Below are 15,944 nucleotides of genomic sequence, written 5' to 3'. Positions count from 1 at the left end.
TCGACCGGCGCACAGTTGGACGTTCGTCGATCACCGTGCGGTGCGGTCGGCCAAGTATGGCCGCAGAAGAGAACAAAAGCGACGATGTCGGCTTTAAGTGGACATGCCTCTTCGATGGGGTTCCTCAGTGGTGCGGAGACGGACGGTGCGCCCGGACTCGGCGAGGAGTCGGGGCGCACCGGAGAGACGGCCCCGCCGGCCCGCTGTCATCGGGGCGGCGGGGCCGTCAGGGCCGTCGGGGGCCGTCGGAGGGGGGAACCGGTTCGCGGGACGCGCGGGGCGGTCAGCTGTGCAGCGACTCCGCCCAGTCCGCGGGCACGCGCCCCGCCGGGCCCGGGGCCGGCTGGTCCACCGGGTGGCAGGCCGGTCCCGCCAGCTCCGGGCCGGACTCGTACAGCTCGTCGTCGTCGTAGTCCCAGAACCACTCCTCGCCCGGTTCGAAGCTGCGCACCAGCGGATGCCCGGTGGTCTTCCAGTGGGCGGTGGCGTGCTGGGAGGGGGAGGAGTCGCAGCAGCCGACGTGGCCGCAGGCCGCGCAGCGCCGCAGGTGGAACCACCAGCCGCCGGTGGCGTCGCATTCGACGCAGCCGGTGCCGCTGGGCGGGACGCTCGGGTCCAGCGCGTCGGTGTCGGTCATACGGGCTCCTCGGTGGTCTCGGGGGCGGCATCGGTGCCGGAGTCGGTGGCGGTCCCGGAGTCGGTGGCGGTCCCGGGGGCGTCGGCGGTCCCGGGCCGCGGGGCGGTCAGCGGCAGCAGGACCTGGAAGCGGGTGTCGCCCGGCACCGACTCGACCTGGAGGCTGCCGTGGTGCTTGTCGACGACGATCCGCCAGGAGATGTCCAGACCCAGCCCGGTGCCCTCGCCGACCGGCTTGGTGGTGAAGAACGGGTCGAAGATGCGGCTGCGGATGTCCGCCGGCACACCCGGTCCGGTGTCGCGGAACTCCACCAGCAGCCGGTCGCCCTCCCGGGCGGTGCGCACCGTCAGGGTGCCCTCCCCGCCGGTGCTGCCGATGGCGAAGACGGCGTTGTCGACGAGGTTGGTCCACACCTGGTTGAGCTCCGCCGGGTACGCCGGGACGTCCGGCACCGTGCGGTCGTAGTCCTTGACGACCCGGATGCGCTGCCCGATCTTGCCGGACAGCATCAGCAGCGTGCTGTCGAGGAGTTCGTGGACGTCCACGACCCGGTGGGGGGCGCGGTCGAGCTGGGAGTACTGCTTGGCGGCGTCGACGAGGTGGGAGATCCGGGTGGTGGAGTCGTCGATCTCGTCCATCAGCAGCTCGGTCTCGACGGTGTAGTTCAGCCACCCGACCGCGCCCGGCAGGATGTCCTCGTCCACGGCCGCCGCGACCTGCTCCAGCCACTCCACGTCCAGTCCGGCCTGCACGAAGGCCGGCGCGATCCGCCAGCCCTCCTCGATGCCGTGGTCGTCGAGCCAGTCGGTGAGCTCGTCCTCCCGGTCGGAGGCCTCCAGCGGGCTCAACGCGGGTGCCTTGGCGACGCGTTCGGCCGTGCGCTCCTGGATGTCGATCAGTTCGGCCAGGGCCTCGCGCGAGTACGGGCCCTGGGCGATCACGGCCAGCTTGTGCCGCATCTTCGCCACCCGCTCGCGCAGCGTGGCGGTGGCCCGTACGGCCGCCGCCGCGGGGTTGTTGAGCTCATGGGTGAGCCCCGCCGACAACGAGCCCAGCGCCAGCAGCCGTTCACGCTGCCCGATCGCGCGCTGGGTGTTCTTCGACCCGAAGAACAGCCCCTCCAGCAGGTGGGCGGCCATCGGGAACCACTCCTGCATGACGTCCGCGAACGACTGGGCGGGCAGCACGAAGAAGCGGGTCGGCTCGGTCACCCGCATCGAGTTGGTGTAGACCTGCGGCACCCGGTCCCCGAGGTACGCCTGCATGGCCCCCGAGTACACCCCGCGCTGCGAGGTACGGCTGACCTCGACGTCGTCGCCGCCGACCCGGCGGGAGAGCACGACCGTGCCCTCGATCATCACGTAGAAGCAGGTCGCCGGAGCGCCCTCGGCGTACACGGGCCCGGCCTCGAACCGCTCCACCCGCCCCTCGCGGCACAGCCGTCCGAGCTGCTCGGGGGAGAGCTTCTCGAACAGGAACAGGGAGCCGATCTCCCGCGGGCTGCACGGCACGGTCCGCCCGCTCACGACTGCTCCAGGTACCGGTGGACGAGCATCACGGCCATGGCTCCCTCTCCGACGGCCGACGCGACGCGCTTGGCGGACTCGGCGCGCGCGTCGCCCGCCACGAACACGCCCGGCACATTGGTCTCCAGGTGGTACGGCGGCCGGTCCAGCTCCCAGCCCGCGGGCGGCCGCCCGTCGGAGGTGAGGTCCGGCCCGGCGAGGATGAACCCGTCGTCGTCCCGCAGCACCGTCCCGTCGAGCCAGTCGGTCAGCGGGGCCGCGCCGATGAAGACGAACAGCCACTGCGCGTCGACGAGTTCGGTGTGCCCGCTCTCGGTGTCGCGCAGCGTCAGCTGCTCCAGGTGGCCGTCCCCGTGCGCGGCCTCGACGACCGTCCTCGGACGCACGACGATGTGGGGCGCCTCGTCGATCTGCTGGATCAGGTAGTGCGACATCGACGCCGACAGGTCCGGCCCGCGCACCAGCAGCGTCACCGACTTCGCGCCCCGGGACAGGTACATCGCCGCCTGCCCCGCGGAGTTGGCGCCGCCCACGATGTACACGTCGTGACCCTGGCAGGAGGGCGCCTCGGTGAGCGCGGAACCGTAGAACACCCCGCAGCCGGTCAGGTCCTCGGTGCCCGGCACCCGCAGCTGCCGGTACGACACCCCGGTCGCGAGGATCACGCTGTGCGCGGCGACCGCCGAGCCGTCGGAGAACCGTACGACGCGGGCGGCGCCGTTCACCTCCAGTCCCGTGACCTCGCGCGCGGTGAGGATCTCGGCGCCGAACTTGCCGGCCTGCCGGCGGGCCCGGTCGGTGAGCTGGGAGCCGGACACGCCGTCGGGGAACCCGAGGTAGTTCTCGATCCGGGAGCTCTGCCCGGCCTGCCCGCCGGTCGCCGACCGCTCCACGAGCACCGTGCGCAGCCCCTCGGACGCCCCGTACACGGCCGCGCCGAGCCCGGCCGGTCCGCCGCCGATGACCACGAGGTCGTAGAAGTCGGCCGTCGGCGTCGTCGCCAGCCCGACCCGGGCGGCCAGTTCGGGCGCGTCCGGCTCGACCAGCGGGGTGCCCTCCGGGGTGATCACCAGCGGCAGCCGCCGCCCGTCCGCCCCGGCGGCGGCCAGCAGCCGCCGCCCCTCGGGCTCGTCGGAGGAGTACCAGCGGTACGGCACCTGGTTGCGGGCCAGGAACTCCCGTACGTCCGAGGAGCGCGCCGACCAGCGGTGCCCGACCACCTTCGTGCTGGGCACCGGCCGGTGGTCGCTCGCCCGCCAGGCCGCCAGCAGGTCGTCCAGGACCGGGTAGAGCTTCTCCTCGGGCGGGTCCCACGGCTTGAGCAGGTAGTGGTCCAGGTCGACCACGTTGATCGCGTCGATGGCCGCGTTGGTGTCCGCGTAGGCGGTCAGCAGCACGCGCCGCGCGCCCGGGTGGATGTCCAGGGCCTGTTCGAGGAACTCGATGCCGTTCATTCGCGGCATGCGGTAGTCGGCGAGGATCACGGCGACCAGGTCGCCGCGGAGTTTCAGCTCGCGCAGCGCCTCCAGCGCGGACTCGCCGGACTCCGCGCGCACGATCCGGTACGAGGCGCCGTAGCGGCGCCGAAGGTCACGGGCGACGGCGCGGGAGACTCCCGGGTCGTCGTCCACGGTCAGGATGACGGTCCGCGCCGTCTCGGCGGCCTGTGCCATGTGTCTCCCACCCCGAGTGGTCACGACGTGCGGCACGGCGAGGCCCGCGCCGGCTGCCGCCATCGTATGCGTGATCGTTCCGGTCCGCCGTGGGGGGCCGCGGGGTGTGCGCTCCCGGCACACGCTTGTGCGCCGGTAGGCAAGCGGCGCCGGCCGTCAGCCCCGCCGCGCCCCCAGCACGCAGAACTCGTTGTCCTCGGGGTCGGCCGGCGTCACCCAGGTCTGATCACCCTGCCCGACGTCCGCCCGCCGGGCCCCCAGGGCCAGCAGGCGCTCGACCTCCGCCTCCTGGTCGTCCGGGCGGAAGTCCAGGTGGAGCCGGTTCTTGACCGTCTTGCGCTCCGGCACCGGTACGAACAGCAGGCCCGGCATCCGGTCCGGGACCGGCCGGATCTCGTACTCGTCGGGCGCGTCGGCGACGGTGACCCGACCGAGCGCCTCGGCCCACCAGCGGCTCAGCGCCACCGGATCGGCCGCGTCGACGATCACTTGTTCCCCTTCCAAGGTCATGCCGGGCAGCGTAGTGAAGACTGTGGACCGACGGACCGGTATTTTTTTGCGTGACACAGGGAGGCAGCGGGATGACGGGCCCGATCACGGCAGGGGTCGACGGGACGGACGAGAGCCTCGCGGCGCTCGCCTGGGCGGCCCGGGAGGCCGTACGGCGGGACCTGGCGCTACGGGTGGTGCACGCCTGGCGCTTCCAGTCGGCCGCGGCGGCCGAGGTGGCGGACCGGGACGCGCAGGAGCGGTGGGTGCGGGCCGGCGTCGAGCGGGCGGTCGCGGAGGTCACCGAACGGCACCCGGGCCTGCCGCTGACGGCCGACGTGGTGGAGGGCGACCCGGTGGAGACGCTGGCCGCGGCCGGCGCGGAGGCGGAGACGCTCGTGCTGGGCTCGCGGGGGCACGGCCGGGTCGTCGGGTTCCTGCTGGGCTCCGTCGGCCAGCAGGTGATCGCCGAGGCGACGCGCCCCGTCGTCCTGGTCCGTGCCGGGGACCGCCCCAGCACCGAGGTGGCCGGGCACGAGATCGTCGTCGGCCAGCACGGCGCCCCCGAGGACAGCGCCCCCGTGCTGCGGTTCGCCTTCGAGACGGCCGCCGCCCGCGGCGCCACCGTCCGTGCCGTGCGCGCCTGGACCCTGCCCCCGGTGTTCTCCTACAGCCCCTCCTCGCTCAAGCTCCTCGACGACGCCGGCGGACTGGAGCCGTACGAGAAGAAGGCGCTGGCCGCGGCGCTCGCGCCGTGGCGGGAGCGTTTCCCCGACGTGCCGGTCGTCGAGCACGTGGAGATCGGCAGCGCGGGGCAGGTGCTGCTGTCGGTGTCGGGGCGGGCCCAGCTGACGGTCGTGGGCCGGCGCGCCCATCGCACCGCGGTCGGCGCCCGGATCGGTTCGGTGGCGCACGGCGTCCTGCACCACGCCGACTGCCCCGTCGCGGTCGTTCCCCACGGGTGACCCGGACGCACGGGTGAACCGGACGCACGGGTGAACCGGACGCACGGGTGAACCGGACGGCCGGATGCCCCGGACGGCCGGATGCCCCGGACGGCCGGATGCCCCGGACGTCCGGATGCCCCGGACGGCCGGGGCGCCCGGACGGTCTGGAGACGCGGACGGTCTGGAGACCCGGACGACCGGGTCGCCTGGACGGCCTGGGGCTCGGAGGCCTGGGGCCCGGACGGCCGGGGGCCCGGACGGCCGGGTGGCCCCCGGACGGCCGGGGGCCCGGACGGCCGGGTGGCCCCCGGACGGCCGGGTCACTCCGGCGTCGTCGGCTCCAGCGTCTCCCGTGCCTTGGGCAGGATCTTCTCGATGTAGTCCGCGACCGCCGTGTCCAGCCCGATGTCGTGCTGCGCCCGCTCCGACAGGTACCAGCGGTGTTCGAGGAGTTCGTGGTAGATCTCCGCCGGGTCCATGGAGCCGCGCAGCCCCACCGGCACGGCCCGCACGGTGGGCCGGAACACGTCCCGCACCCACCGGTGCGCGAGCACCTCGGGGCGGGCGGCGAGGGGGTCGCCGGGCGCGTGGTCGTCCTGGGTCGCCATCCAGCTCTCCAGGTCGTTCAGCAGCCGTCTGGCCTGGTTCTCCTCGGTGTCCAGGCCGGTCAGCCGCAGCAGCTGCCGCTGGTGGTGGCCGGCGTCGACGACCTTCGGCACGAAGGTGACCGTGTCGCCGTTGGAGGAGTGCTCGATCTGCATCTCGGCGACGTCGAACCCGAGGTCGTTCAGGCGGCGGATCCGCCGCTCTATGTAGTGGTACTTGCCCGCCGGGTAGACGGAGGTGCGGGTCAGCTCCTCCCACAGGCGGTGGTACCGGGCGCAGATCTCCATGCCGAACTCGATCGCGTCCACGGAGGGGTGCAGCGCACCCGACGCCTCCAGGTCGAGCAGTTCGCCGCTGATGTTCACGCGGGCGAGGTCGAGGTCGTAATCGCGCTGACCGTTGCTCAGCTGCGCGTGCAGATCGCCCGTCTCGGCGTCGACGAGGTAGGCGGCGTACGCGCCCGCGTCGCGCCGGAAGAGCGTGTTGGACAGCGAGCAGTCGCCCCACGCGAACCCGGCGAGGTGCAGCCGCACCAGGAGCACCGCGAGGGCGTCCATCAGCCGGTGCATGGTCGCCGGCCGCATCGTCGTCTCGAACATCGACCGGTACGGCAGGGAACCGCCCAGGTGCCGGGTGACCAGTACCGGCTCCAGGGGATCGCCCGCGCCGTCGGCGCGCCCGGTGACCACGGCCAGCGGGTCGACGGCCGGGATGCCCAGCCGGTCGAGGTCGCGCAGCAGCTCGTACTCGCGCAGCGCCGGGCGCTCGGCCAGTTCCTTGACGGCGATGACCTCCTCGCCGGCACGGGCGTAGCGCACCACGTGCCGGGAGATGCCGCGGGGCAGCGGCACGAGGACCTCCTCGGGCCACTCCTCCAGGGGCAGGTGCCAGGGCAGTTCCAGCAGGAGGGCCGGGTGTTCCGGGTTGGTGGCGCTGATCTGCAAAGCCATGGCCCGACCTTAGACGGCCCGTTCCCGTGCCCGCTGCGCCGCCTCCCGCGCGGAGCCCCGGTGCACCGGCCCGTGCCCGGGCAGCAGGACGTCCGCCGCGAGGTCGGCGATCAGGTCCAGGGACGACACGGCGCGGGCGCGCTCGTGGTGGAACATGTCGGGCAGCAGCTGCGGCCCCTCGATCCGGGAGGTCGGATGTCCGCTGACGAGCGCGTCACCGGAGACGACGACGCCGGCGTCCGGCAGGTGGAAGACGGTGTGGCCGTCGGTGTGGCCGGGGGTGTGCACCGGCACGGGCCGGCCGGGCAGGTCCAGCGGGCCGCTGGCGGCCGGGAAGGCCTCCGGCGCGGTGACCGGGTGCTGCTCGGTACCGCCGGAGCGCAGCGCGTGCACCATCCACGGCAGCACACCGGGACGCCAGGCGTTGGCGAGCACCTGGCCGACGGAGACCTGCTGGAGGAACTCCCGGCGGGCGTGCGGGACTTCGGCCGGGTGCAGCAGAACGGGCGTGCCGTACGCGGCCCGCAGGTGCTCGGCGGAGCCCAGGTGGTCGTTGTGGGCGTGGGTGATCAGCACGGCCGTGACCGCCTCCGGTGAACCGCCCACCGCCGCGAGGGAGTCCAGGACCTGCTGCCGGTCGCCGGGGTAGCCGGTGTCGATGAGGGTGACGGCGTCCCCCTCGGTGACGATCACCCAGTTGGTGTTGCTGCCGTGCACCAGGTAGGTGCCGTCCGCCACTTGCCGTACGTCTGCCCGCATGTCCGTCCCGTGGGGTGAGGTCCGTGCCCGACGGGGGACAGCAAAGCAGATCAGGGGGGTCGCGCCGACGGCGGGGCGGGGCAAGGCCGGACGGGCCGGGGCGGGACGGGGCGGGTAACGGACGGGGCGGGTGACGGACGGCACCGCCGCGTCTCCTACCGCACGCCGCGCGGCCGGAACTGGACGCTGATGCGCGGGCCCGACGCGCGCGTCGACTTGGGGATGCAGTGTTCCCAGGTCCGCTGGCAGGACCCGCCCATCACGATCAGGTCGCCGTGCCCCAGGGGACGCCGTACCGTGTCGCCGCCGCGCGCGGGGCGCAGCAGCAGGTCGCGGGGCGCGCCCACGGAGAGGATGGCGACCATCGTGTCCTCGCGGGCGCCCCGGCCGATCCGGTCGCCGTGCCAGGCGACGCTGTCGCGACCGTCGCGGTAGTGGCACAGTCCGGCGGTGACGAAGGGCTCGCCCAGCTCGTCGGCGTAGTGCGCGGTGAGGGCGTCGCGGGCGTCCTCCAGCACCGGGTGGGGCAGGGGGCGGTCCGGCCCGTAGAAGGCCAGCAGCCGGGGCACGGCCACCACGTGGTCGTACATCTGCCGGTGTTCCGCGCGCCACGGCACGTCGGCCGCCAGCCGTTCGAACAGCAGGTCCGAGCCGGTGAGCCAGCCCGGCAGCACGTCGATCCAGGCGCCCAGGCCCAGCACGGTCCGGCGGACCCCGTCGAGGGGGCCGAGGCGCGGTTCGTCGGTCTGGTCGAAGAGGGAGGCCTGGAGGTGCCTGGTCATGGCTCCAGCGTAACTCGGTAATCGAAAATATGTTCCCAGGGGAGGTGCGCCCGCGGGACTTCCCGCGCCCGTTGTGCCACACCGATGCACCTTTCGACGCACCTTTCGATACACCGGTGTATCGGATACATTCCCGTATCGAACGGAGGTCCGGCATGGTGGAGGAGCGGACGGCCCGGCGTCTCACCCGGCGCCGTGCGCGCACGCGCGCCGAGCTGCTCGACGCGGCCTTCGCGGTGTTCGCCGCCAAGGGGTTCGGACGGGTCTCCATCGAGGAGGTCTGCGAGGCGGCCGGCTACAGCAGGGGCGCCTTCTACTCCAACTTCGGCAGTCTGGACGAGCTGTTCTTCGCGCTCTACCGGCAGCGCGCGGACCTGATCGCCCGGCAGGTCGCCGACGCGCTCGCCGGGGACGGAGCGGACCTCGACGTGCCCGCCTCCGTGGACCGCGTCACCGACGTGCTCCTCCTCGACCTGGACTGGCTGCTGGTGAAGACGGACTTCCTGGTGCACGCCGCCCGCGACCCGGCCGTCGCCCGTGCACTGCTGGACCACCGCGCCACACTGCGCGGCGCCGTCGCCGACCGGCTCGCCCGCGCCGGCGGCCGCCGCGCGCTGCCCGCCGTGCTCGGCGACACCGACGCCGCCGCCCGCGCGGTCGTCGCCGCGTACGACGGCGTCACCACCCAACTGCTGCTCGACAAGGACGTGGACGGCGCCCGCGCCTGGCTCAAGCAGCTGCTCACCGCGCTGCTGACCGACGGCGGCGGACACCGTACGGACAGCTGACACCTTCGGAAAGAGAGGGCACGGTCGCCATGGACGCGGACGTCATCGTCGTCGGAGCGGGCCTCGCCGGTCTGGTCGCGGCGCACGAACTCACCAGCAGGGGCCGACGGGTCGCCCTGGTCGACCAGGAGAACGCCGCCAACCTCGGCGGCCAGGCGTTCTGGTCCTTCGGCGGGCTGTTCCTCGTCGACTCGCCCGAACAGCGCCGCCTCGGCGTCAAGGACTCCCTCGACCTCGCCTGGAGCGACTGGCAGGGCAGCGCGCAGTTCGACCGCACCGACGACGAGGACTCCTGGGCGGTGCGCTGGGCGCGGGCCTACGTCGAGTTCGCGGCGGGGGAGAAGCGGTCCTGGCTGGCGGGGCACGGCATCACGCTGCTGCCCACGGTCGGCTGGGCCGAGCGAGGTGACCTGCGCGCCGACGGGCACGGCAACTCCGTCCCCCGCTTCCACATCGCCTGGGGCACCGGCACCGGCGTCGTCGAACCCTTCGTCCGGTACGCCGAGCAGGCCGCGCGGGACGGGCTGCTGACCTTCCACCACCGCCACCGGGTCGACGAACTGGTCGTCGAGGACGGCGCCGCCCGGGGCGTGCGGGGCACGCTCCTCGCGCCCGACGACGCCCCGCGCGGTGTCCCCTCCCGCCGTGACCGCGTCGGCGACTTCGCACTCACCGCCCAGGCCGTGATCGTCACCAGCGGCGGCATCGGCGCCAACCACGAGATGGTCCGGCGCCACTGGCCCGATCGGCTCGGCACCCCGCCCGCCGAGATGGTCACCGGCGTCCCCGCCTACGTCGACGGCCGCATGCTCGACATCAGCGCCGAGGCAGGCGTCCGGCTGGTCAACCGCGACCGCATGTGGCACTACACCGAGGGCGTCCGCAACTGGGACCCCGTCTGGCCCGGCCACGGCATCCGCATCCTGCCCGGCCCCTCCTCGATGTGGTTCGACGCCCTCGGCCGCCGCCTGCCCGACCCCTGCCTGCCGGGCTACGACACCCTCGGCACGCTCCGGCACCTGCGCACCACCGAGGACATCGCCGGCCACGACCACTCCTGGTTCGTGCTCACCCGCAAGATCGTCGAGAAGGAGTTCGCGCTCTCCGGCTCCGAGCAGAACCCCGACATCACCGCGAAGGACCGCAAGGCCGTCCTGCGCGACCGTCTCCTCGGCAAGGGCGCGCCCGCCCCCGTGCGGGCGTTCCTCGACCGCGGCGCGGACTTCGTCGTCGCCGGCACCCTCGACCGGCTCGTGGCGAAGATGAACGCGCTGACCGGGAAACCCCTCCTCGACGCGGACGGCCTGCGCCGCCAGATCCGGGCCCGCGACCTCCAGCTCGCCAACCCCTACGCCAAGGACGCCCAGGTGCAGGGCATCCGCAACGCCCGCCGCTACATCGGCGACCGTCTCGGCCGCGTCGCCACGCCGCACGGCATCCTCGACCCCGCGGCCGGGCCCTTGGTCGCCGTCAAGCTGCACGTCCTCACCCGCAAGACCCTCGGCGGCATCCAGACCGACCTCGACTCGCGCGCCCTGGGCACCGACGGCCGGCCCGTCGAGGGCCTGTACGCGGCGGGCGAGGTCGCCGGCTTCGGGGGCGGAGGCGTCCACGGCTACAACGCCCTCGAAGGCACCTTCCTCGGCGGCTGCCTCTTCTCCGGCCGCGCGGCCGGACGGGCGGCGGCCCGGCAGACGGGCTGAGTGGTCGTGCAGCCGGAGGGCTGAGTGGTCGTGCAGCCGGAGGGGCTGAGTGGTCGTGCAGCCGGAGGGCTGAGTGGTCGTGCAGCGGGAGGGGCTGAGTGGTCGTGCAGCCGGAGGGCTGAGTGGTCGTGCAGCGGGAGGGGCTGAGTGGTCGTGCAGCCGGAGGGCTGAGTGGTCGTGCAGCCGGAGGGGCTGAGCCGTCACGCCAGCAGGCGCGCCAGCACGGCCGCGTGGCTGTGCTCGGGAGCCTTCACGGCCGTCAGGAGCGTCACCGGCCCCTCACGGGTCAGCGCGCGGACCCGGTCGAGTTCCCCCGCCGCCTCCGGGGCGGCCAGCTCCGCCTCGAAGCGGCGGGCGAACTCCTCGTACGGGCCCTCGCCCGCGTGGTACCAGCGGCGCAGCTCGGTCGACGGAGTGAGGGCCTTGGGCCACTCGTCGACCCGCGCCGCCTCCTTGGACAGCCCCCGCGGCCACAGCCGGTCGACCAGGACGCGGACCCCGTCGTCGGGCTCGGCGGGTTCGTGGACACGGCGTACGCGGACGCTCACGGGCGGGCCTTCCTCAAGGCGGCGGGTGGTGCCGGGAGCGTACTGCCGACGGTGCCTCCGAACGGTGGGCGACGCGGCCGGCCATGACCTGATCGAGGGGCGATCCGCACCGGCCGCTGCCTAGTCTGATCGGAACCGTTCACACGCCACCCCCCGAAGGAGCGCACGTGACGCACCTCCGCAGACGCCCCGCCCTCCTCGCGACCGTGCCGGTCGCCGTGGCGGCGCTGCTCACGGCGGCCGACCCCGCCCTGTCGGCCGGACCGGTGGGCGCCTCCGGCGTCGGCGACCCCTTCTTCCCGCTCGCCGGCAACGGCGGCTACGACGTCGACCACTACGACCTGACCCTCGGCTACGACCCGGGCAGCCGTCACCTCACCGGCCGCGCCGTCCTCACCGCCCGCGCCACCCAGCTCCTCACCCGCTTCGACCTCGACCTGTACGGGCTGAAGGTCACCGGCCTCACCGTCGACCACGTCAAGGCCGAGCACCGGCGCCACGGCCAGGAACTCGTCGTCACCCCGGCCCGCGCCCTGCGGAAGGGCGAGCGGTTCCGCGTCACCGTCACCTACTCCGGCACCCCCGGTCCGGTCACCGACCCCGACGGCTCCCTGGACGGCTGGATCCCCACCGACGACGGCGCCTTCGTCGCCGGGCAGCCACAGGGCGCCATGACCTGGTTCCCCGCCGACAACCATCCGACGGACAAGGCCTCCTACGACATCGCCCTCACCGTCCCCGAGGGCCGCACGGCGGTCGCCAACGGCGTCCTCCTCGGCCGGCGCACCGCACAGGGCAGGACGACCTTCCACTGGCGTCAGACGGAGCCCATGGCCGCCTACCTCGCCACCGCCACCGTCGGGACGTTCCGGACCGAGCGGTCCACGACCCGCGACGGCGTCGAGGTCTACAACGCCGTCGACCCCCGCGAGGCGACCGCCGCGGCACCCGTCCTCGCCGAGCTGCCGTCGGTCCTGGAGTGGTGCGAGGACCTGTTCGGCCGCTACCCGTACCGCGCGGCCGGGGCGATCGTCGACCACGCCCCGCAGGCCGGGTACGCGCTGGAGACCCAGACCCGGCCCGTGTACGACCGCGCCCCCGACCTGAGCACCCTCGTCCACGAGACCGCCCACCAGTGGTTCGGCGACTCCGTCTCCCTCACCTCCTGGAAGGACATCTGGCTCAACGAGGGCTTCGCCACCTACGCCGAGTGGCTGCACGCCGAGCAGCACGGCGGCGACAGCGCCCAGGCCGCCTTCGACGCCCTGTACGCCCGCCCGGCGGGCGACGAGCTGTGGGCGTTCCCGCCCGGCGACCCCGGCAGCGGGGCGCACCTCTTCGACACCCCCGTCTACTCCCGCGGTGCCATGGCCCTGCACGCCCTGCGCACCGCCGTCGGCGACCGGGACTTCTTCCGCGTCCTGCGCGCCTGGGCCCGCGCGCACCGGCACGGCAACGGCACCACCGCCCAGTTCGAGCGCCTGGCGGAGCGCGAGTCCGGCGAGGAGCTCAGCGCACTGTTCCGGGCCTGGCTGTACACCGCGGGGAAACCGGACCGGCCCTGACGGACGTGGCAGGAGGGACTGATTCCGCTCGGGCGGGGCGGGTACCCCGTTGCCCTGACGGCGAAGAGGGAGGTCATGCCATGAGCTCGTCGGACGACCTGCCGGTCGTACACACCCTGGCCGAACTGGCCGGCCTCAACGAGCGGGAGCCGGGACTGTACGTGCGCTGGTCGCGTGGCCCCGCGACCGATATCGGCGCGGTGTCCAGCAAGGACGACCTCACCGGCGTGCAGATGCCCGGCCTGTCCGCCAACCCCCTCGACGTCGAGCAGTGGTGGGAGGACCGCTCCCGCACCCTCTGGGTCGCCCGGCGTCTGCACGACTACGCCCATCTGCCCCACGAGAAGGGCCCCGGCGTCCGCCCCTGGATCCTGACCGGCCGGGAGACGGGCCGGGGCCCCGACAACGAGCCCCTCGTGGCCGACGTACGGCCCCTGTGCTGGATCGCCGCCGAGGTGATCGAGGAGGCGCGGACCGAGGTGGCCCGGCAGGAGGCGGAGTGGGGGTCGCTGCGCAGATCGGAGCGGTGAGGAGGGGGAAGGAGGGGGCGCCACCGCCGTGCGGTGTTTCGGTGTGGGTGTCAGCCGCCGTGTGGTGGTCGGTTCGGGTGTCATCCGCCGTGCGGTGTTTCGGTGTGGGTGTCAGCCGCCGTGCTGTGCTTCGGTGCGGACGTCAGCCGCCGTGTGGTGGTCGGTGCGGACGTCAGCCGCCGCGTGGTGGTCGGTGCGGACGTCGCCCACCCTGCGGTGGTCGGTGCACGGCGTGATCACGCCGTACGGAAGGCGGGGCCCCGGGGGCCGGTGCGGGTCTGCACCGGGAGGCCGACTCCGCACCGGCCGCCGGGGCCGGCCGCGCGTCACGAACTGCGGCGCGCCTTGATGCGCCGCCTGAGGGCGCGGCGTTCCGTCTCGCTGGTCCCGCCCCAGACACCGAGGGTCTGGTCCGTCTCCAGCGCCCACTCCAGGCACGGTTCCCGTGCCGGGCAGCGCCGGCACACCGCCTTGGCCTGTTCCGTCTGCAGGAGGGCCGGGCCCGAGGTACCGATCGGAAAGAAGAGGTCCGGGTCCTCGTCGCGGCACGCGGCATGCTCTCGCCAGTCGTCCATCGAAGTCACCTGTGATCCGAGTCGTCCGTGCTGTTCCGGATGATTGCCGTGAATGGCTCCCGATCGGGTCACCGGTCGACGGGCGGTGAAACCGCGTCGGGCGTATCGTGTGCGCCGAGTTCGTACGGGGCGGGGGCGCCGGGCGGCGCGGGGGAGGGAGCCGTCGGCGCGTGGACGGGTGGGTGCCGGGTGGGCGGGGCGGGCCGGGATGCTCAGCGGCGCAGCACCTCCGCCGCCGTCCGGGCGACGGCGTCCGCGACGGACGCGAGCGCCGGCGAGTCGAGCTTCCACTGCTGCCAGTACAGGGGGACGTCCAGGGGCCGGTCGGGAGCCAGGGACAGGAGGTGCCCGCCGGTCAGCAGGCGCTCGCTCTGCGTCTCCGGCACCATCCCCCACCCCAGTCCGGCGGCGACGGCGTCCACGAAACCCTCCGAGGTCGGCACGGCGTGCCGGACCGTGCTCGCGCCCGGGGCCGCGCGGCGCAGTCCGCGCACGAACCCGTCCTGGAGTTCGTCGCTGCGGTCGAAGGTCACCACGGGCGCCTCGGCGAGGGCCTCGGGCAGGGGCCTGCCGTCGAGGTATCGGGCGGCGAACCCGGGGCTCGCCGCCGCCAGGTAGCGCATCCGGCCCAGGGCGCGCACCGAGCACCCGGTCACGGGCTCGGGCGAGGAGGTCACCGCGGCCATGACCAGCCCCTCGCGGAGCAGCTCCGCGGTGCGCGTCTCGTCCTCGCGGTGCAGTTCGAAACAGACCGGCGGCTCCTGCCGCACCCGGCTCAGCGCGGGCAGGAACCAGGTGGCGAGCGAGTCCGCGTTCACGGCGACCGTCACGCGCGTCGGCTCGCCGTCGCCGCTCATGCCCAGCTCGGACCGCGTGTCGCGCTCCAACCGGGCCAGCTGGCGGGCGAACCGCACGACGATCTCCCCCGACTCCGTCGGCCGCACCGGCTTGGTGCGCAGCAGCAGGACCCGGCCCGTGCGCTGCTCCAGCGCCTTGACCCGCTGACTGACCGCCGACGGCGTCACGTGCAGGGCGGCCGCCGCCGCGTCGAAGGTGCCCTCGTCGATCACCGCGAGCAGGGTACGCACCTGGTCCAGGGGGAGATCTGTCATCACGAGCGCTAATGATACGTAAGAATCTTTAGCTGTACCCAAGGAGATCGGCTCCGTAGCGTGGACGGCATGACGCCCGCACTCACCGCCGCCGCCGCCGGATTCGGCACCGGCCTCTCCCTGATCGTCGCCATCGGCGCCCAGAACGCCTTCGTCCTGCGCCAGGGCATCCGCCGGGAGGCCGTCCTCGCCGTCGTCGGTATCTGCGCCCTGTCCGACGCCGTCCTCATCACGCTCGGGGTGGCCGGGGTGGGCGCGCTCGTGGTGGCCTGGCCGGGCGCGCTGACCGCCGTCGCCTGGGTCGGCGGCGCGTTCCTGCTCTGCTACGGCGCCCTCGCCGCCCGCCGGGTGCTCAGGCCGGGCGGCGCCCTGCGCACGGAGGGCGAGGCGACCGGCTCACGCCGGCGGGCGGTGCTCACCTGTCTGGCGATGACCTGGCTCAACCCGCACGTCTACCTCGACACCGTCTTCCTGCTCGGCTCGGTCGCCGCCGACCGGGGGCCGCTGCGCTGGACCTTCGGGCTGGGCGCCGCGGTCGCCAGCCTCTGCTGGTTCGCCGCGCTCGGCTTCGGTGCCCGGCGGCTCGGCCGGCACCTGTCCCGGCCGGCCGCCTGGCGCGTCCTGGACGGCCTGGTCGCGGCCACGATGATCGCCCTCGGAGTGACGCTCGTCGTAGGAGCCTGAGGCATCGCTCCGTCCGTATCGCGAGACGGCCCGTCCATGGCGGACGCGTCGGCACAGCCGGTGCTGCGAT

General features: G+C 73.8%; 17 protein-coding genes. 6 read left to right on the top strand and 11 right to left on the bottom strand.

Annotation, left to right across the window (positions count from 1 at the left end; genetic code table 11):
* Positions 1 to 283: 283 nt before the first annotated feature.
* The 4 genes from ACIP67_RS34905 to ACIP67_RS34890 form a co-directional block, all read right to left on the bottom strand.
* Positions 284 to 637 carry a UBP-type zinc finger domain-containing protein gene (locus ACIP67_RS34905; RefSeq protein WP_401697269.1) on the bottom strand — a complete coding sequence of 118 codons (354 nt, stop codon included), beginning with the start codon at positions 635 to 637 and terminating at the stop codon, positions 284 to 286.
* On the bottom strand, positions 634 to 2,163 hold the full coding sequence (locus tag ACIP67_RS34900; RefSeq protein ID WP_401697268.1) for an ATP-binding protein: 1,530 nt from the start codon (positions 2,161 to 2,163) through the stop codon (positions 634 to 636). Before ACIP67_RS34900 ends, ACIP67_RS34905 begins: the two co-directional genes overlap by 4 nt.
* Positions 2,160 to 3,836, bottom strand: coding sequence for an FAD-dependent oxidoreductase (locus tag ACIP67_RS34895; RefSeq protein ID WP_401697267.1), 1,677 nt, complete (start codon positions 3,834 to 3,836; stop codon positions 2,160 to 2,162). The genes ACIP67_RS34900 and ACIP67_RS34895 overlap by 4 nt, the downstream gene beginning before the upstream one ends.
* 156 nt (positions 3,837 to 3,992) lie before the next feature.
* A complete protein-coding gene (locus ACIP67_RS34890; RefSeq protein ID WP_401697266.1) occupies positions 3,993 to 4,346 on the bottom strand; it encodes a VOC family protein in 354 nt (117 codons plus the stop codon).
* A gap of 71 nt (positions 4,347 to 4,417) precedes the next feature.
* On the opposite strand from ACIP67_RS34890, the gene ACIP67_RS34885 reads away from it, so the two are divergent.
* Positions 4,418 to 5,290: a universal stress protein gene (locus tag ACIP67_RS34885; RefSeq protein ID WP_401697265.1), complete on the top strand. Its 873-nt coding sequence runs from the start codon at positions 4,418 to 4,420 to the stop codon at positions 5,288 to 5,290.
* Positions 5,291 to 5,592: 302 nt separating this feature from the next.
* Here the strand turns inward: ACIP67_RS34885 and ACIP67_RS34880 are convergent, their stop codons facing one another.
* The 3 genes from ACIP67_RS34880 to ACIP67_RS34870 form a co-directional block, all read right to left on the bottom strand.
* Positions 5,593 to 6,828 carry a DUF4032 domain-containing protein gene (locus ACIP67_RS34880; protein WP_401697264.1) on the bottom strand — a complete coding sequence of 412 codons (1,236 nt, stop codon included), beginning with the start codon at positions 6,826 to 6,828 and terminating at the stop codon, positions 5,593 to 5,595.
* Between the two features lie 9 nt (positions 6,829 to 6,837).
* A complete protein-coding gene (locus tag ACIP67_RS34875) occupies positions 6,838 to 7,587 on the bottom strand; it encodes an MBL fold metallo-hydrolase (protein WP_401697263.1) in 750 nt (249 codons plus the stop codon).
* 155 nt (positions 7,588 to 7,742) lie between these two features.
* Positions 7,743 to 8,369, bottom strand: coding sequence for an alpha-ketoglutarate-dependent dioxygenase AlkB (locus tag ACIP67_RS34870; RefSeq protein WP_401697262.1), 627 nt, complete (start codon positions 8,367 to 8,369; stop codon positions 7,743 to 7,745).
* A 155-nt stretch (positions 8,370 to 8,524) separates the two neighbouring features.
* Between ACIP67_RS34870 and ACIP67_RS34865 the strand changes: the two genes are divergently transcribed.
* Complete coding sequence (locus ACIP67_RS34865) at positions 8,525 to 9,157, top strand: TetR/AcrR family transcriptional regulator (RefSeq protein WP_401697261.1); 633 nt, start codon at positions 8,525 to 8,527, stop codon at positions 9,155 to 9,157.
* A 29-nt stretch (positions 9,158 to 9,186) separates the two neighbouring features.
* The gene (locus ACIP67_RS34860; protein ID WP_401697260.1) at positions 9,187 to 10,860 is read left to right on the top strand and encodes an FAD-binding dehydrogenase; all 1,674 of its coding nucleotides are present in this window, start codon (positions 9,187 to 9,189) and stop codon (positions 10,858 to 10,860) included.
* Between the two features lie 200 nt (positions 10,861 to 11,060).
* On the opposite strand, the gene ACIP67_RS34855 is transcribed toward ACIP67_RS34860, so the two are convergent.
* Positions 11,061 to 11,408 (bottom strand): DUF488 domain-containing protein, encoded by a 348-nt coding sequence (locus tag ACIP67_RS34855; RefSeq protein WP_401697258.1) that lies wholly within the window; start codon positions 11,406 to 11,408, stop codon positions 11,061 to 11,063.
* A 167-nt stretch (positions 11,409 to 11,575) separates the two neighbouring features.
* Between ACIP67_RS34855 and ACIP67_RS34850 the strand changes: the two genes are divergently transcribed.
* Both ACIP67_RS34850 and ACIP67_RS34845 read left to right on the top strand, forming a co-directional pair.
* Positions 11,576 to 12,973, top strand: coding sequence for a M1 family metallopeptidase (locus ACIP67_RS34850; RefSeq protein ID WP_401697256.1), 1,398 nt, complete (start codon positions 11,576 to 11,578; stop codon positions 12,971 to 12,973).
* 80 nt (positions 12,974 to 13,053) lie between these two features.
* On the top strand, positions 13,054 to 13,503 hold the full coding sequence (locus ACIP67_RS34845; protein ID WP_401697255.1) for a DUF6098 family protein: 450 nt from the start codon (positions 13,054 to 13,056) through the stop codon (positions 13,501 to 13,503).
* Between the two features lie 111 nt (positions 13,504 to 13,614).
* Here ACIP67_RS34845 and ACIP67_RS34840 read toward each other — a convergent pair whose 3' ends face one another.
* The 3 genes from ACIP67_RS34840 to ACIP67_RS34830 form a co-directional block, all read right to left on the bottom strand.
* The gene (locus ACIP67_RS34840) at positions 13,615 to 13,743 is read right to left on the bottom strand and encodes a hypothetical protein (RefSeq protein WP_401697254.1); all 129 of its coding nucleotides are present in this window, start codon (positions 13,741 to 13,743) and stop codon (positions 13,615 to 13,617) included.
* Positions 13,744 to 13,829: 86 nt separating this feature from the next.
* Complete coding sequence (locus ACIP67_RS34835; protein WP_385075835.1) at positions 13,830 to 14,078, bottom strand: WhiB family transcriptional regulator; 249 nt, start codon at positions 14,076 to 14,078, stop codon at positions 13,830 to 13,832.
* 212 nt (positions 14,079 to 14,290) lie between these two features.
* The gene (locus ACIP67_RS34830) at positions 14,291 to 15,190 is read right to left on the bottom strand and encodes a LysR family transcriptional regulator ArgP (protein ID WP_401697426.1); all 900 of its coding nucleotides are present in this window, start codon (positions 15,188 to 15,190) and stop codon (positions 14,291 to 14,293) included.
* 69 nt (positions 15,191 to 15,259) lie between these two features.
* Between ACIP67_RS34830 and ACIP67_RS34825 the strand changes: the two genes are divergently transcribed.
* Positions 15,260 to 15,874 carry a LysE/ArgO family amino acid transporter gene (locus ACIP67_RS34825; RefSeq protein WP_401697252.1) on the top strand — a complete coding sequence of 205 codons (615 nt, stop codon included), beginning with the start codon at positions 15,260 to 15,262 and terminating at the stop codon, positions 15,872 to 15,874.
* Positions 15,875 to 15,944: the final 70 nt, after the last annotated feature.

This window comes from Streptomyces sp. NPDC088812 (genome assembly GCF_044750285.1).
Lineage (GTDB): Bacteria > Actinomycetota > Actinomycetes > Streptomycetales > Streptomycetaceae > Streptomyces.
The sequence above is the reverse complement of the archived record's forward strand: the minus strand, read 5'-3'. Positions and strand labels throughout refer to the sequence as shown.